14 protein-coding genes are annotated in these 16621 nt (G+C 68.3%); 10 read left to right on the top strand and 4 right to left on the bottom strand.

Features of this window, described 5'->3' with window-relative positions:
* Positions 1-25: 25 nt before the first annotated feature.
* From ACWPOC_RS12035 to ACWPOC_RS11990, 10 genes are all read left to right on the top strand, one after another.
* Positions 26-940, top strand: coding sequence for an FAD binding domain-containing protein (locus tag ACWPOC_RS12035; protein WP_159417333.1), 915 nt, complete (start codon positions 26-28; stop codon positions 938-940).
* Entirely contained in the window at positions 937-1608 is a 672-nt protein-coding gene (locus ACWPOC_RS12030; RefSeq protein WP_016692494.1) for a (2Fe-2S)-binding protein, read from the top strand. Before ACWPOC_RS12035 ends, ACWPOC_RS12030 begins: the two co-directional genes overlap by 4 nt.
* The gene (cutA, locus tag ACWPOC_RS12025) at positions 1605-4133 is read left to right on the top strand and encodes an aerobic carbon-monoxide dehydrogenase large subunit (protein WP_455408693.1); all 2529 of its coding nucleotides are present in this window, start codon (positions 1605-1607) and stop codon (positions 4131-4133) included. Before ACWPOC_RS12030 ends, cutA begins: the two co-directional genes overlap by 4 nt.
* On the top strand, positions 4130-4807 hold the full coding sequence (locus ACWPOC_RS12020) for an SRPBCC family protein (RefSeq protein WP_455408692.1): 678 nt from the start codon (positions 4130-4132) through the stop codon (positions 4805-4807). The genes cutA and ACWPOC_RS12020 overlap by 4 nt, the downstream gene beginning before the upstream one ends.
* Positions 4808-5002: 195 nt before the next feature.
* A complete protein-coding gene (locus tag ACWPOC_RS12015; RefSeq protein ID WP_120280620.1) occupies positions 5003-7105 on the top strand; it encodes a hydantoinase/oxoprolinase family protein in 2103 nt (700 codons plus the stop codon).
* Positions 7102-9054 (top strand): hydantoinase B/oxoprolinase family protein, encoded by a 1953-nt coding sequence (locus ACWPOC_RS12010; protein ID WP_016692490.1) that lies wholly within the window; start codon positions 7102-7104, stop codon positions 9052-9054. Before ACWPOC_RS12015 ends, ACWPOC_RS12010 begins: the two co-directional genes overlap by 4 nt.
* A complete protein-coding gene (locus tag ACWPOC_RS12005) occupies positions 9054-9902 on the top strand; it encodes an NmrA family NAD(P)-binding protein (RefSeq protein WP_455408691.1) in 849 nt (282 codons plus the stop codon). The genes ACWPOC_RS12010 and ACWPOC_RS12005 overlap by 1 nt, the downstream gene beginning before the upstream one ends.
* A 26-nt stretch (positions 9903-9928) precedes the next feature.
* Positions 9929-10744, top strand: a complete 816-nt coding sequence (locus ACWPOC_RS12000; protein ID WP_120280617.1) for an enoyl-CoA hydratase — start codon at positions 9929-9931, stop codon at positions 10742-10744.
* 57 nt (positions 10745-10801) lie between these two features.
* Complete coding sequence (locus ACWPOC_RS11995) at positions 10802-12319, top strand: acyl-CoA synthetase (RefSeq protein WP_455408690.1); 1518 nt, start codon at positions 10802-10804, stop codon at positions 12317-12319.
* 40 nt (positions 12320-12359) lie between these two features.
* A complete protein-coding gene (locus ACWPOC_RS11990) occupies positions 12360-13511 on the top strand; it encodes an acyl-CoA dehydrogenase family protein (protein WP_016692486.1) in 1152 nt (383 codons plus the stop codon).
* 85 nt (positions 13512-13596) lie between these two features.
* On the opposite strand, the gene ACWPOC_RS11985 is transcribed toward ACWPOC_RS11990, so the two are convergent.
* The 4 genes from ACWPOC_RS11985 to ACWPOC_RS11970 all read right to left on the bottom strand — a co-directional run bounded on the left by ACWPOC_RS11985 (position 13597) and on the right by ACWPOC_RS11970 (position 16607).
* Positions 13597-14436 (bottom strand): alpha/beta fold hydrolase, encoded by an 840-nt coding sequence (locus ACWPOC_RS11985; RefSeq protein WP_455408689.1) that lies wholly within the window; start codon positions 14434-14436, stop codon positions 13597-13599.
* A 181-nt stretch (positions 14437-14617) separates the two neighbouring features.
* Positions 14618-15079: an acyl-CoA thioesterase gene (locus ACWPOC_RS11980; RefSeq protein ID WP_016692483.1), complete on the bottom strand. Its 462-nt coding sequence runs from the start codon at positions 15077-15079 to the stop codon at positions 14618-14620.
* 111 nt (positions 15080-15190) lie between these two features.
* Complete coding sequence (locus ACWPOC_RS11975; protein ID WP_016692482.1) at positions 15191-15670, bottom strand: MarR family winged helix-turn-helix transcriptional regulator; 480 nt, start codon at positions 15668-15670, stop codon at positions 15191-15193.
* 43 nt (positions 15671-15713) lie between these two features.
* Entirely contained in the window at positions 15714-16607 is an 894-nt protein-coding gene (locus tag ACWPOC_RS11970) for a DNA-3-methyladenine glycosylase 2 family protein (protein ID WP_183070770.1), read from the bottom strand.
* Positions 16608-16621 lie beyond the last annotated feature (14 nt).

Genomic DNA, 16621 nt, shown 5'->3' with positions numbered 1-16621 from the left:
GCACTATGCGGGCAGGATCTGTTCAATGAAACCGTCGCCACTCACCTATCACCGACCGCGGTCGATCGATGAAGCCTGCGAGATCCTCGCTGGGGTCGCGCACGAGGGCAAAGTGCTCGCCGGCGGCCAGTCACTGATTCCGCTGCTGTCGATGCGCCTGGCGGCACCGGCTCACCTCGTCGACATCGGCTCCATTCCGCGCCTCGATGCGATCTCCGCTTCGCCGGAACTCGGCGTCACCTTCGACGCGCTCACCACCCACGCAGCGCTCGAATCCGATCCGACGGTCGCGCAGGTCCAGCCCCTGCTGGGCCGCGCGCTCCGCCTGGTCGCACACCCGACCATCCGTAATCGCGGAACGACCGTCGGATCGATCGTCCACGCCGATCCGTCCGCGGAGATGCCGGCCGTGCTGTCGCTGCTCGGCGGAACGCTCACCGTCCGCTCGGTGCGCGGAGTCCGGCAGATCTCCGCCTCGGAGCTGTTCGCCGGCCCGCTCGAATCGACCCTCGAAGCCGACGAGATCGCGACCAGCGTGACGGTGCCGGCGGCGCGTCCGGGCACCGGCACCGCCATCGACGAGATCGCACGACGCCACGGCGACTACGCCCTCGTCGGCGTGGTCGCGCAGGTGGAGGTCGAGGACGGCGCGGTGACGTCCGCCCGGATGACCTACGTCTCCGCAGGAGAGCTCGGGCAGGTCGTCGACTACACCGACATCCTGCGCGGCGCCTCGGCGCACGACGAGCGCGACCCGCTCTGGCAGCAGGTCGCGGAGAAGGCACGCGAGACCGTCGAGACGGAGGCGGACATCCACGCCACCGACCGCTACCGGTCGCAGCTGGTGGCGGCACTGACCGGCCGTGTCGGCTTCGCGGCCGCGCAGGACGCGATCCGTGACGACACACGGGTACCGATGCACACGGGAGGAAGTCGATGACGAGCTCGATCCACAAGGGTGGTCGCGACGCCTCGCGGCGGACCGTCGCCGAACAGGTCGACGAGCTGCAGGCGGAGACCGGCGAGCACCACGTCGCCGTGACCTTCACCCTCAACGGCGTGACGCAGACGGTGGTGCTGCCCTCGCGCACGCTGGCATCGGACGCGATCCGTCATCATCTCCGCCAGACCGGCACCCATGTGGGATGCGAGCACGGTGTGTGCGGCGCGTGCACGGTGCTGCTCGACGGCAAGCCCGTGCGGTCCTGCCTCGTGCTCGCCGCGAGCCTCGAGGGCCGCTCGGTGACGACGGTCGAAGGGCTCGTCGAACCGGACGGCACCCTGCACCCCGTGCAGGAGGCGTTCGTCGACTGCCACGGTCTGCAATGCGGTTTCTGCACACCGGGATTCGTCACCACGATCGCCGCATTCCTGGAGGAGAACCCGTCGCCCACCCACGAGGAGGCGACCGAGGCGATCGCCGGCAATCTGTGCCGGTGCACGGGCTACCAGAACATCCGGGCGGCCGTGTTGCGCGCCGCCGAGATCAAGCGTGAACGGTCCGGAGGCTCACCGCTCGGCCCCGACAGCGAGGCGGCCCGCGCTTCGCTCGATGCCAAGGTCCGCGGCACCACCGCTCCGGTCGGAGGAAAGGCAGGACGAGCATGACCAGTGTCTCCGATTCGCCCGTCTCCAGCTCGGTCTCGACGAGCACGACGACCGACCTCGCCCCTGCCGACATCGGCGGTGCCACCGAGTCGGGCAAGTCGTTCGGCAAGCCCATCCCGCGCGTCGAGGACAACCGGCTCGTCAGCGGCAACGGCCGCTATCTCGACGATCTCGGACACGGCGCGCTCGCCGCGGCGTTCGTGCGGTCGCCGCACGCCCACGCTCGCATCCTCGACATCGCTGTCGACGCGGCTCTCGAACTACCGGGCGTGCACGCCATCTACACCTACGACGATCTCGAGGCCGACTCGCGCGAGATGGCCGAGAACCTCCCGTTGCTGATCCCGCACCCCGCGATCACCGCTCCGCGCAACGGATATCCGCTCGCCAAGGACGAGGTGAACCACGTCGGCGAGGCGATCGTGATGGTCGTCGCCGACAACCGGTACATCGCCGAGGACGCCTGCGCGCTGATCGACATCACCTACGAAGCCCTTCCGGCCGTCGTCGGTGTCGACACCGCACGCAACGCCGAGCACGTCGTCCACCCGGATGTGCCCGACAACGTCGCGGCGCACCTCCAGCACGGTTTCGGCGACATCGAGGCGGAACTCGCCGCGGCACCGCACACGCTGACCCTCGACCTCGAGATCGAACGTTCGGCGTCCATGCCGATGGAGGGCAAGGGCGTCTACGCCCGCTGGGACGACGACGAGAAGGCGCTGACCTTCTGGACGTCCACCCAGACCTCGACGTCCGCCCGTGCCGCGATCGCAGCGCGACTGGGCATGGCGCACAACAAGGTCCACTGCATCGCCCCCGACGTCGGTGGGGGATTCGGTGTGAAGATCGTCCACCCGTGGCCCGAGGAGGTCATGGTCACCTGGGCCGCCCGCAAGCTGGGGCAGGCGGGGATCTCCAACGAGGTCAAGTGGGTCGAGGACCGGCGCGAGCATTTCGTCTCCAGCGCCCACGAGCGCGGACAGATCCACGAGGTCACCGTCGGGTTCGACGACGACGGCCGGTTGCTGGCCTTCGACTTCTCGATCTGGCACGACAACGGCGCGTACCTGCCGTACGGAATCATCGTGCTGCTCAACACCTCCACGCAGGTGCTCGGCCCCTACAAGCCGCGCGCCTTCCGGGTGGACGCCTACTCGCTGTACACCAACACGGTCATCGTCACCCCTTACCGCGGAGCGGGACGACCCCAGGCGGTATTCGCGATGGAGCGGGCGATGGACGCCATCGCCAAGCATCTCGGCAAGGATGTCCTCGAGGTCCGCGAGACCAACTTCATCCGCCCCGAGGAGATGCCCTACGACTTCCACCTGATCTTCCAGGACGGTCGTCCGCTCATCTACGACAGCGGCGACTACCAGGCGGGGATGGACAAGCTCAGGAAGCTCATCGGCTGGGACGAGTTCGCGGAGTACAAGGAACGTGCCCGCGCCGAGGGGCGTCGCGTCGGCATCGGCGTGGGAGCGTACGTCGAGGGCACGGGACCGGGCCCGTACGAGGGCGCGCACGTGCTCATCGAGACCTCGGGCAAGGTCAAGGCCGCCACGGGCCTGACCACCCAGGGCCAGGGACACCAGACCTCCTTCGCGCAGATCGTCGCCGACGATCTCGGTGTGCCGGTCTCCGATGTCGAGATCGTCACCGGCGACACCCGCCGATTCGGGTATGCGGTCGGCACGTTCGCCTCGCGCGGTGCCGTGATGTCCGGATCCGCCTTCCACGTCGCCGCGCAGATGGTGGCGGAGAAGGCGAAGAAGATCGCCGCGGACCACCTCCACGCCGACGTCGCCGACCTCGAACTGCGCGAGGGGCACGTGTGCGTGGTGGGCACCGAACCCGGCGCCGAGGGCACCTCGATCCCGCTCGGCGTCGTGGCCGTGCTGTCGAACCCGCTCCGCTACGCCTTCGACGATGCGTCCCGTCGCGCAACGGGATTCGCGAACGCCGAGACCGACATGTCGGTGCCGCCCGTCCTCGAGGGTGAGCAGCCCGGCCTGGAGGCGACCGGCTACTACTCGCCGCCCACGTCGACGTTCGCGTCGGGCATCCACGCGGCGATCGTCGAGACCGATCCCGTCACCGCCGAGATCCGGGTGCTCCGGTACGCGGTGGTGCACGACTGCGGCAACGTCATCAACCCGCGCATCGTCGAGGGCCAGGTGCAGGGCGGGGTCGCGCAGGGTATCGGCGGCGCACTCTACGAGAAGATCGTCTACGACGAGCACGGGCAGATGCTCAACGCGTCGTACATGGACTTCCTCATGCCTTTCGTGACGGAGATGCCCGATTCCCTCGAGATGGACCACACCGTCACCCCGTCCACGCTCAATCCTCTCGGAATGAAGGGCGCCGGCGAGGCCGGTGTCATCCCGACCTCGGCGGTGATCGCCGCGGCCGTCGAGGACGCGGAGGGCATCCCGATCACCAGCATGCCGATTTCCCCCTCGGAGTTGTTCGAGCTGCGTCTGACCCACGCGGCGTCCCGAAACAAGGAGAACGAATGAGAATCGCCGGTACCGCGCAACTGCAGGCACCCCCCGACGTGGTGTACGACAGCCTGCAGGACGGCCGTGTTCTCGCGGCGACGATCCCGGGCGTGCAGTCGCTCGAGCAGATCAGCGACAACCACTACAAGCTGTCCATCACCGCCGGGGTGGCCTCCATCAAGGGCACCTACGACGGGGAAGTGGTGCTGTCGCAGCAGAATCGTCCCGAATCGTTCGTCATGACGGCGTCGGGCTCCGGTGCTCCGGGAACGGTCAAGGCGGACGTGGCGGTGCGTCTCGAAGAACGTGACGGCGGCACCGTGCTCACCTACGACGCGGACGCGGTCGTCGGCGGCATGGTCGGGGGCGTCGGGCAGCGGATGATCACCGGTGTTGCGAAGAAGATGGCCGGCGTGTTCTTCAACGGCATCGACGGTGTGATCGCCAACGGTCTGCCGGTGGCACCGAGTGCGGCCGAAGCCGCAGCCGTCGCGGGCGTGAACGGAGCCGAGGTGGCCGAGGTCGCCGAGGGTGCGGGCGTGAAGACGACCACGCTGCCCGTGGCCGCCGCAGCAGCTGCACCGGAACCGGCCGGAATACCCTCGGCAGCAACGGTTCTGCTGTCGGCAGGAGTGGGCGCCGGTATCGCGCTGGTGGGCGTCGCTCTGGGAGCGATCCTCGCCCGACGCTGACCTTTCGTCGAATCTCCACGGCACCCCCGGGTCATCACGGCCCGGGGGTGCCGTCGTCTGCAGGTGGCAGGTGCCCGAACTCCGAACTCCAGGCGACGAGTTCGGCGAGATGTGACAAAGAAACACCGCCGCTCAGGGGGTGGAATGTCATCAGACGTCAGGTGGGACACCGGCGAGACGAACCCAGGAGGAAACATGGGATCCAGGAAGATTCGGGTCGGCATCGATACCGGCGGAACATTCACGGACGTGGTCGCGGTGGACGACGAGTCCGGCGCCATCGTCACCACGAAGACCCCGTCGACACCGCAGGATCCGGCCATCGGCTTCCTCGCCGGCATCGAGAAGGTCCTCGCGCAGCTCGGCGAGACCGGCGACGCGATCGACGCCGTCAGCCACGGCACCACCGTCGCGACGAACAAGCTCCTCGAAGGCAAGGTCGGCACCCTCGGATTCATCACCACCGAGGGCTACGAACACGTCCTCGAGATCGCCCGCCAGTCGGTCCCCGACGGCTACGGCAACTCCTACTTCTGGGTCAAGCCCGACCGCATCGTGCCGGCCGACCGTGTCCGCACCATCCGGGGCCGTCTCGCCTACGACGGCAGCGAGATCCGTCCCCTGAACGAGGACGACGTCCGCGCCGCCGCCCGCTTCTTCAAGGACCGCGAGATCCTCACCGTCGGCGTGTGCCTCATGCACTCCTACGCCAACCCCGAGCACGAGCGCCGCGTCCGCGACATCCTCATGGAGGAGTACCCGGAGGCGACCGTGAGCATCTCCAGCGAGGTGCTGCGCGAGTACCGGGAGTACGAGCGGTCCATCACGACCCTCGTCGACGCCGCGGTCAAGCCCAACATCCGCAACTACGTCAGCAACATCGCGAACCGTCTGCGCGAGTTCTCCTCCGCCGAGGGCGAGCAGCGCGACATCCCGTTCTACGTGATGAAGTCCAACGGCGGCGTGCTCTCGGCCAAGGAGGTCGTGCACCAGCCGATCACCACCGTGCTCTCCGGCCCCGCGGCCGGTGCCCTGGGTGCGGCCCTGATCGCAGGTGTCGCGGGTGTCGACCAGGTGCTGACCTGCGACGGTGGTGGTACCTCCACGGACGTCACCGTGGTCGTCGGCGGCGAGCCGGCCCTCACCACGGAAGGTCGCGTGGGTGTCTACCCGTCGAAGATCCCGATGATCGACGTGGTGACCGTCGGCGCCGGTGGCGGCTCCATCGCCTGGATGACCCCCGAGGGCACCCTGCGCGTCGGCCCGCAATCGGCGGGCGCCGATCCCGGGCCCCTGTGCTACGGCAAGGGCGGCAACGAGCCGACCATCACCGACGCCCACGTCCTGCTCGGCCGCATTCCTCCCCACCTGCTCGGTGGTGAGATCCCGCTCGACACCGAACTCGCCCGCAAGGGCGTCGAGGAACTCGCGCACCGTCTCGGCCTCGAGTTCGAGGCGTGCGCCACGGGCATCCTCGAGGTGTCGGCCTGGAACCAGGCCAACGCGCTGCGCCAGATCACCGTCAAGCGTGGTCTCGACGTCCGCGACTTCACCCTGGTGACCTTCGGCGGCTCCGGTTCGCTGTTGGCCTGCCGCCTCGTCGACATCCTCGGTCTCAAGGACGTCCTTGTGCCGCTGAACCCGGGCAACGTCTCGGCCTTCGGGCTGCTCACCGTCGACGTCCGCAACGACTACGTGCAGACGCACGTCAGCCGCCACGATCGGTTGGAGATCGAGGAGCTGCAGGCCGGACTCGACGCCCTCGCGGCCGAGGCCGAACGTGCCCTGGAGGACGAGGGATTCGGACCGGACCAGCGGCAGTACGCCCGCTCGGCGGACCTGCGCTACTTCGGCCAGGCATTCGAGGTGCGCGTGCCGGTCGGCGACGGCCCCATCACCCAGGAACTGATGGACGAGGCGGCCGAACGCTTCCACCAGGCCCACCGCGAGCTCTACGGCTACGACTTCCGCAACGATCCCCACCAGCACGTGGAATGGGTCAACCTCCGCGTCAGCGGCATCGGACCCATCAAGCGACCGGAACTCGCCGAGATCGCCCCGGGCACGGGTGCGGACGCCGCCCTCACCGGCACCCGCGAGGCGTACTTCGACGAGTGGGTCACCACCCGCGTGTACGACCGCGCCCGCCTCGGCGCCGGCGACGAACTCGAAGGTCCCGCCGTGATCGAGGAATTCAGCTCGACCATCCCGGTCCACCCCGGATTCCGCGCTCGCATCGACTCTTTCGGAAACATCCGCCTCACCAAGACATCCGACTCGAACGGAGCCACCCGATGACTGCGACTCTCGAACCCGCCGCGGCCACGACGCGCAAGCCCTTCCGGCTGACCGACGCTTCGGGCACCGCTCCCGATCCGGTGCTCGTCGAGATCGTCGCCGGTTACCTCGCCAGCGTCGAGATGGAGGTGGAGACCTCCATCTCCCGGACCTCGCGCTCGCCGATGATCCGCGACGCCCACGACTTCCGCGCCGGCATCCACGACCGCAACCTGCGCAAGCTCACCGGTCGGTCGTACTCGGCGCTCGTGCATCCGGTGGCACGGGACTTTCCGCTCGAGACGATGAAGCCCGGCGACGTCTTCTTCCACAACGACGTCTACCTCTCCGAAGGCGGCATCGGACACCTCCCCGACCTGTGCGTCACCGTCCCGGTCTTCGCGACCCGCCCCGGCGACACCGAGCCCTCGGTGGTCGCGTTCGTGCAGGCCTTCGGCCACCACGACGACATCGGCGGTTGCTGCCCCGGTTCCATGCCCTCGGGTGCGACCACGGTGTACGAGGAGGGACTGATGGTCCCGCCGATCAAGCTGTGGGACCAGGGCGTTCCGAACGAGGCGGCGCTGCGGATCATGACCCGCAACTCCCGCATGCCCGACTCGCTCGCCGCCGACCTCGACGCCGAGTGCTCGGCGTGCCTCATGGGTGCGCGCCGGCTGTCGGAGCTGTTCGAGCGCTACGGCGTCGAGACCGTCGAGGCCTGCTTCGACGCGATCCTCGACGCGACCACGGAGACGTACCGCCGCGAGATCCTCAGCAAGATTCCGGTGGGCACGTACACCTGGGAGGACTACGCCGAGCACGACGGTGTGGACGAGCCCATGCTGCACGTGCAGCGCATCACGCTCACCAAGACCTCCCCGGAGGACGAGGGCGGTGAGCGTCTGATCCTGGACTTCAACGGCACCGGTCCGCAGGCGAAGGGCCCGATCAACCACTGCGGTGACTACGCCGACGGCAACTTCCTCATCAAGTGGCTGGCGCCGATCCTCCGCAACCTGGCCGACACCCCGGACCGCATGGCGGAGCTGGACGTCAACGAGGGTGTCGTGCCGCTGATCGAGATGAAGTTCCCGGAGCCGGGCACGCTCATCACTCCGATCTTCCCCGCTCCCACCAACGCTCGCACGTTCGTGATCCTGCGTCTGCTCGGTGTGCTCTCCGGTGTGGTCGCCAAGGCGGTCGACGGCAACATGCCCGCCGACCAGGAGACCATCCGCTACACCGGTGTGTACGGTGAGGATTTCGACGGCCACTCGTACCTCATGCGTGAGGTGCTCGGCGGCGGCTCCGGCGGCCGGCACTACGCCGACGGTGAGGACACCATCCACGTGGTGCCCGACTCGCGGAACCTGCCCACCGAGTTCACCGAGAGCCGCTTCCCGTTCATCGTCGAGAAGCTGGGTCTGGCAATCGATTCCGGTGGAGCCGGTCGCTACCGCGGTGGTCTCGGCTACGAGAAGCACATCCGCATGCTCAAGGACGCGAACTTCATGTCCATCGCGGACCGTTCGATCCTCGCGTGCTGGGGCGTCAAGGGCGGCAAGGCCGGCAAGCCGTTCTCCGTCACCCTCGATCCCGGCGGCCCGAACGAGCGCGAGTTCGACGCTCTCACGGACGCCGAGCCGATCAAGGCCGGAGAGACGGTGCGCATCCGCACCACCGGCGGCGGTGGCTGGGGCGACCCGCTCGATCGTCCGATCGACGAAGTGGTCCGGGACGTGCTGTGGCGCAAGGTGTCCGTCGAGGGCGCGCGCGACGACTACGGCGTGATCCTGAAGGACACCTCGGCCGACGAGCCCGTCGCCGACGTCGAGGCCACCGAGGCGCTCCGTGCGCAGATGCGCGCCGAGCGCGGCGAGGAGGAGCCCTTCTTCGACCGCGGTCCCGGTTACGCCCGCCTGTCGGGTGGCGCCGAGTTCGCCGAGTACGACTTCATCGGCAACTGATGTCGACGACGGCCCATCTCTCCCGCGGCACCGATCTCGCAGTGATCGGTGCCGCGGGGAAGACCGGAACGGCTGTCGTCGAGGCGCTGGAGACAGCAGACACGACCCCCGTACGCCGAGTGGTGCACACCGCTCGGCAGACGGGGGATCGTGCTGTCGACCTCGAGACGGGTGCCGGGCTCGTCGACGCGCTGTCGGGTTGCCGCGGCGTCTACTTCATCGCCCCGAACATGCACCCCGACGAGCCGGCGCTGTTCGAACGGTTCCTCGAGGCGGTGGCCGAGGCCGGGGTGGAGCACGTCGTCTACCACTCCGTCGCCTGGCCGTACACGCCGGCGATGCCGCACCACCTCGACAAGGCGCGCTGCGAGGACATCCTGCATGCCTCCGGGGTGCGGTGGACCGTGCTGCAGCCCTGCGCGTACACGGAGAACTTCGCGTCCGTGCTCGGCGGATCGGTCGACGCACTCGACGTCCCCTACGACCCCGACGCGCCGTTCTCGTTCGTCGCTCTGTCGGACGTCGCGGCGGTAGCGGCACGTGTCCTCGTCGAGGGTGCGGACGTCCACCACGGCGCCACCTACGAGCTCGGGGGGCCGGACGCGGTGAGTGTGCGTCAGCTGTGTGCGGTCGCCGGGCGGCCGGTGGAGATCGAGCAGGTGTCCGTCCCGGTGTGGATGGGGCGCCATGGCCGCGGCCTTCCCGCGGATACCCGGGAGCGTCTGGCGGCGATGTTCGACTTCTACGACGATCACGGCTTCGTCGCCGGGAGTGCCGTCACGGCGGCGCTGCTCGGTCGGGAGCCTGCCCGCGTCGCGGATCTCGTCTCGTCGATGCCGCGCCGGTAACTCGCGGGTGGTGTAGGAAAGGGAACGTGACGGATCGCTCTGCGGACGGCCCCGACGCCGTCGACACCCTGCCCCCGCCCGTGCTCATCGCTGTCGACGAGGCCAGCGGTATCGGGGTACTCACCCTTGACCGTCCGAAGCAGCGCAACCCGCTGTCGGTAGAGACGATGCGCGAGGTCATCGCCGGTCTGACGGCGCTCGCGGCCGACTCGAAGGTGATCGTGGTCCGCGCGGAAGGCCCGGTGTTCTCGGCCGGGCACGACCTGCGGCAGATGATCGGACGCACGCTCGACGAGGAACGCGCGATCTTCGAGACGTGCAACGAGATGATGCGGACGGTGCAGTCGATCCCTCAACCGGTGATCGCATCGGTGCAGGGCACGGCGCTCGCGGCGGGATGCCAGCTCGTCGCGTCGTGCGATCTGGCCGTCGCCGCTGCCGACGCCCGCTTCGGCACTCCGGGTGTGCGAATCGGGTTGTTCTGCTCGACGCCGATGGTCGCGGTCAGCCGCGCGATCGGACGCAAGCGGGCGCTGCAGATGCTGCTGACCGGCGACACCATCGACGCGCAGACCGCCGCCGACTGGGGGCTGGTGAACTACGTCGTCGAACCGGAGACGCTCGAGACCGCGACCACCGAGCTCGCCCTGAAGATCGCAACGTCGTCCCCCGCGACGATGCGGATCGGCAAGGAGGCGTTCTACCGGCAGATCGATCTGCCGCAGGAGACGGCCTATGCCGCGATGGCGGAGACGATGGCGTCGAACGTGATGATCGACGACGCGCAGGAGGGGATGACGGCCTTCCTCGAGAAGCGCGCACCGGTCTGGAAGGGCCGCTGATCCCGAGCGATCGCTAAGTCTGGACTAGTTGGTTGGACGTCCTATAAAGTTCGCTGCATGACCCCCGATCCGCGTCAGAGCACCGTCGACGGCATCCTCCACCGCACCGCCGCGCGCTATCCCGCCCGCGTCGCGCTCCGCTTCGGCGACCGGCAGTTCACCTATCGGGAACTCGACGACGCCGTCACCCGCGCCGCCGCGCATCTGCTCTCGTTGGGCCTGACCAAGGGCGACCGCGTGGCCGCCTACGGCACCAACTCCGACGGCTACGCGATCGGATATCTCGCCGCCGCCCGCGCCGGCCTGGTGCACGTGCCGATCAACTACGCGCTGCGCGGTGAGGAACTGTCGTACCTGCTCGGCCAGTCGGGGGCGAAGGCCGTGCTCGTCGACCCGGTGCTGCGGGACAACCTCGACGCCGTCCTGGCCGACGTGCCGGCCGAGACCGTCGTCCCGCTCCGCGACGCCGACGATTCCCTGGTGACGGTTGCGCAGACCGGCGACGTGCCGACGCTCGACGTCGCGGTGGCCGACACCGACCTCGTCCAGCTCCTCTACACCTCGGGCACGACGTCGAAACCCAAGGGCGCCATGATGACCCACCGGGCGCTCACCTTCGAATACATGTCGTCGATCGAGGCGCTCGACCTGTCGGCCGGTGACGACCCGCTCGTGTGCATGCCGCTCTATCACTCCGCCGCGATGCACGTCTTCCTCATCCCGTACTTCGCGGTCGGCGCGACCGTGCGGCTGCTGCCGGCACCCGACGTCGCCGAGATTCTCCGGCTGGTGGAGGAGGAGCGCATCGGATCGCTGTTCCTCGCCCCGACCGTGTGGGTGCCGCTGACCAACCACCCCGACCTCGACACGCGCGACCTGTCGTCGCTGCGCAAAGCGCAGTACGGGGCGTCGATCATGCCGGTCACGGTCCTCGAGCGACTCCGCGGACGCTACCCCGAGCTCGGCTTCTACAACTGCTTCGGGCAGTCCGAGATCGGTCCGCTCGCCACCGTCCTCCGTCCCGAGGAGCACGACGCGCGTCCCGCCTCGTGTGGCCGGGCGGTACTGTTCGTCGAGACCCGCGTCGTCGACGCCGACGGCAACGACGTCCCCGACGGCGAACCCGGCGAGATCCTGTACCGCTCACCGCAACTGTGCCTCGGCTACTGGGAGAACCCCACCGCGACCGAGGAGGCCTTCCGCGGCGGCTGGTTCCACTCCGGCGACCTCGTCACCCGCGACGCCGAAGGCTTCATCACCGTCGTCGACCGCATCAAGGACGTCATCAACACCGGCGGCATCCTCGTCGCCTCGCGTGAGGTCGAGGACGCGATCTACACGCACCCCGCCGTCGCCGAGGTCGCGGTGATCGGCACTCCGGACGAGAAGTGGATCGAAGCGGTGACCGCGGTGGTCGTCCTCAAGGACGGTCACGAACTCGACGAGCCCACCTTGATCGACCACGTCAAGCAGCACCTCGCGCCGTTCAAGGTGCCCAAGGCCGTTCGCTTCGTCGATGTCCTGCCGCGTAACCAGAGCGGCAAGCTCCTCAAGCGCGAACTGCGCGGATCCTGACCACTCCGAACCGAACACTGCGAAAAGGAATCCGAACCCGATGCCGAAGAAGCACGTCGCCTCCTGGTACGACGACGAGGTCTCTGCCGTCTACGATCTCGCGCGCGAGTTCTTCGATCGCGAGGTCATGGGCAAGGCCGAGAAGTGGGATTCGCAGCGTCGTATCGATCGTGAGGTGTGGCTCGAGGCCGGCAAGCTCGGTCTGCTGTGCTGCTCGATCCCCGAGGAGTACGGCGGGGGCGGTGGCACCTTCGCGCACGACCTCGCGGTGTTCGACGCGCAGGGCTATTCCGGCGATCTCGCGTTCGGCAACTCCGTGCACAGCGGCATCGTCGCGCACTACATCCTCGAGTACGGCAACGAGGAGCAGAAGAAGGCGTGGCTGCCGGGCATGGCCACCGGTGAGATCCTCGGCGCCATCGGCATGACCGAACCCGGCGCGGGCTCGGATCTCAAAGCGATCAAGACCACCGCGGTGCGCGACGGCGACCACTACGTCGTCAACGGCTCGAAGACCTTCATCACCAACGGTTCCTCGGCCGACGTCATCGTCCTCGCCGTCAAGACCGACCCGAAGGCCGGCGCCAAGGGCGTGTCGCTGCTCATCGTGGATCTCCGTGACACCCCGGGCTTCTCGGTGGGACGCGTCCTCGACAAGGTCGGCCAGCACGCCGCCGACACATCCGAACTGTCGTTCGTCGACGTGCGTGTGCCCGTGACGAACCTGCTCGGCGAGACCGAAGGCCTCGGCTTCGGTCAGCTCATGGCGCAGCTCGTGCAGGAGCGACTGATCATCGGTGCGCAGGCCGCCGGCGCGATGGACCGGGCCGTCGAGGAGACCGTTCGCTACACCAAGGCGCGACAGGCCTTCGGGCACAGCCTGTTCGAGTTCCAGAACACGGCTTTCGAACTCGCCGAGTGCCAGACCATCGCCCGCACCTGCCGCATCTTCCTCGACCACTGCATCGAGCAGCACCTGAAGGGCCAACTCGACCCGTCCGACGCTGCGATGGTCAAGTACTGGCTGACCGACAAGCAGTGCGAGGTCATCGACCGATGCGTGCAGCTGCACGGCGGCTACGGCTACATGCGTGAATACCTCATCGCGCGGATGTACGAGGATGCCCGCGTCCAGCGGATCTACGCCGGCGCCAACGAGGTCATGAAGCAGATCATCGCGCGGGCGCTGTAAGCGCTCGGTTCGGAACTACCCGGCGTCCGGTCCAGTCGACACTCGGCTGCACCGGGCGCCGAGTCGTTTCCGAATGCAGGATGTCTCAACCGGCCGTGTTGGTCAGGAACTCTCGGATCGCCGCGGTGAGTTTCTCGGGCTGGTCTTCGGCCAGCAAGGTGTAGCTGTCGTCGATTTCGACGAGTCGCGCGTCGGGGAAGGCCTCGGCGAGGCGTCGTCCGTGATCGCGGGGCATCATGCGGTCCTCGGTGGCCCACACGACCAGCACCGGACCGGAGAACTGCGCCGCCTTCGCAGCGATCTCGAGCAGTTGTTGCTTGGGCGGAGCCGAGGGCGCGTACTTGGCGAGATCGCGCCGGATGTTCCGGTCGACGGTGGCCGGGTGGAACCAGGCATCCATGACAGGTCCGGGTACCGGACGTTTGCTCATCCATCCCCAGGTGCCGGGTCCTCGTCGCCCGAATTTCGTGGCGAGCACCGCCATGAGCAGGCGCACCCCGCCGGGAATCCTGACCAGCGGCAGGAGCAGTTTGACCGGGCCGGGAGGGTAATTGTCGAATGCCTCGCACGCGGCGAGCACCAGTCGCGAGACCCGTTCGGGATTCGACACGGCGAGGAAGGCCTGGGCGCCGCCCCAATCGTTCTGGATCAGCGTGACGTCACGCAGATCGAGGGCGTCGAGGAACTCCCCGATGAGATGGCCCATTCCGACGAGGGTGAGGTCTGCCTCCGGACGCATCGGTATGCGGTGCGAGCCGAGAGGCCAGGTCGGCACGATGCATCGGTAGGTGCCGCGGAGTTGTTCGACGACGTGCCGCCACCCGGTTCCGTCCATAAGTAGACCGTGGATGAACACGAGAACCGGTCCGGTGCCCCCGGTGTCCTCGTACTCGATCGTCCCTGCCGAAAGCTCGATGTCGAACACGCGATCCCCCTTCGCGTCGAGTGGCCGAGATTTTTCCACAGCTTCGCGCCGCTCGCCGGGGTTCCGCGCGTCCGGCGGACGTTCACCGCCTGGACAGTGTTCAGCGTGGTGCCGGGACTCTGCGATACGTGCGTGAGGATCGGTCGGTTACGACTCGACGGTGGGTGCCTTCGGCCCTACCTCACCACGGGCGGCTGGTGGTGAGGTACTTCGCCATTTCCTGGCTCTGCGCGCGGTGCATGCGGCGGTGCTCCGCCCGCTCGTCACCGGACTCGTTGAGCTTGCGTTCCTCATCGGACTCGGGCAGCACCGGCGGGACCTGCATGGGTCGGCCACCGTCGTCGACCGCGACGAAGGTGAGGAAGGCGGTGGCGGCGATGCGTCGCTCACCGCTGCGCAGATCCTCGGCGGTGACCTTGACGAAGACCTCCATCGAGCTGCGTCCGGTCCAGGTCACGAACGACTCGAGGCACACCGAATCGGACGGGCGGACGGGTTCGAGGAAGGCCACGGAGTCGGTGGATGCCGTCACAACGGAGGCGCGACTGTGACGGGTCGCCGAGATCGACGCGGTCATGTCGATGTCGCTCATCAGCTTCCCACCGAACAACGTGTTGTGGTCGTTGACGTCGTTGGGAAACACCCTGCTGGTCTTGACGACTCGTGATTCTCGGCAAGGTTTGGCCTGCACGCCGATGGTCCTTTCGCAGATCGTGCTCACGGCGGGATCTCCGCCGGATGCACCTCTACAAGCCTACGACTGCTGCGCGGAAATCGGCGCAGGCCTGGTGTGATACTCGACAATCCTGGTCAGCATGGCGGTGAGCTGTGCGCGTTCGGCCGCGTCGAGGGGAGCGAACGCCTCGTCCTGCGCCGCGGTGAGCATCCGGTCGAGATCGAACAGTCGCCGGCGCCCGCGCTGGGGGAGGGTGATGATGTTGCGTCGCCGATCGGTCGGGTCGGGTGCTCGTTCGACGAAACGCCGGTCGACGAGTGCGTCGACGGAGGAGGCGACGTCGCTGCGATCGAGCCCGCAGCGACGGGCGAGGTCGATCTGACTGGACGGACCGTATTCCTCGAGGGCGGCCAGGATCCGGTAGTGGTGACCTCGGGCATCGGCGGAATCGAGGCGGTCGAACACGACGCGATGCACGTGTCGCGCCGCCTGGGTCATCAGATAGCTCGGGAGGTGTCCGAGCCGATCGGGGCCGGCCGCGTCGTGGGTGGCGGACATGTGACCGAGTCTACGAGGACGGGCGCGTCGGATCGAGACCCCGTCACCGCCGACGATGGTCGGTGATCGGGGTGCGAGGCCCGCGCTTCGGAACCCGCGCGTACCCACCGGACTCCACGATCAGTCGCACTGCCCGATAACGCTGCGGGCGTAGGGGTTCGAGATATTCGATCATGCCGGGATCGTCGAGGGGTCGGCCGAGCAGCGCCCATCCGACCACCTTCGCGAGGTGGTAGTCGCCGACGGAGAGCGCATCGGTGTCGCCGAACGCGCGCTGGGCGACCTCCGCGGCCGTCCACACGCCCACTCCCGGAACGACCCGTAGTTTCCGTCGGGCGTCAGCGGGCGATTCGTGGACGAGCCGTTCGAGCGAGTCGGCGACCTGCGCGCACCGCACCACGGTGCGTGCACGGCCGGGGTCGACGTTCGCCCGATGGAACTCCCAGGACGGTACGGTCCGCCAGGTCGCCGCGGAGGGCGGCACGCGCATGCCCTCCGGGGCCGGACCGGGCGCCGGATCGCCGAACCACGTGACGAGACGACGCCAGGACGCGAACGCCGCCACCCCGTGCACCCGCTGTTCCAGGACGGCCGGCACCAGGGATTCGAGCACCCGGCCCGTGCGGGTGATGCGCAGGGCGGGCATGCGCCGGTGCGCCTCGACGAGCAGGGGATGCTCGGGTACGAAGCCGGACGGGTCGTCGTCGGCGCCGAGCAGCGCCGGAAGCCGATCGACCAGCTCGGATGCGCCCGGGCCCCACGCCAGGCACCGCGCGCCGTGCGGACCGTCCTGGGTGAGTCGGTACGTCACGGCACCGGTGTCCATGCGGGAGGTGCGCCAGACGGCGCCTGCGACGACGCGATGACACGGATCCCACGGCCCGCGTTGAAGCGGCCGCAGGGTGCGCACCACATCGACGGGCCACGGCACGCGCACGCGGGTGTCGAGGG

This window comes from Rhodococcus sp. 5G237 (assembly GCF_053764735.1).
Note: the sequence above shows the minus strand (reverse complement) of the source record. Positions and strands in the feature narration are given on the sequence as shown.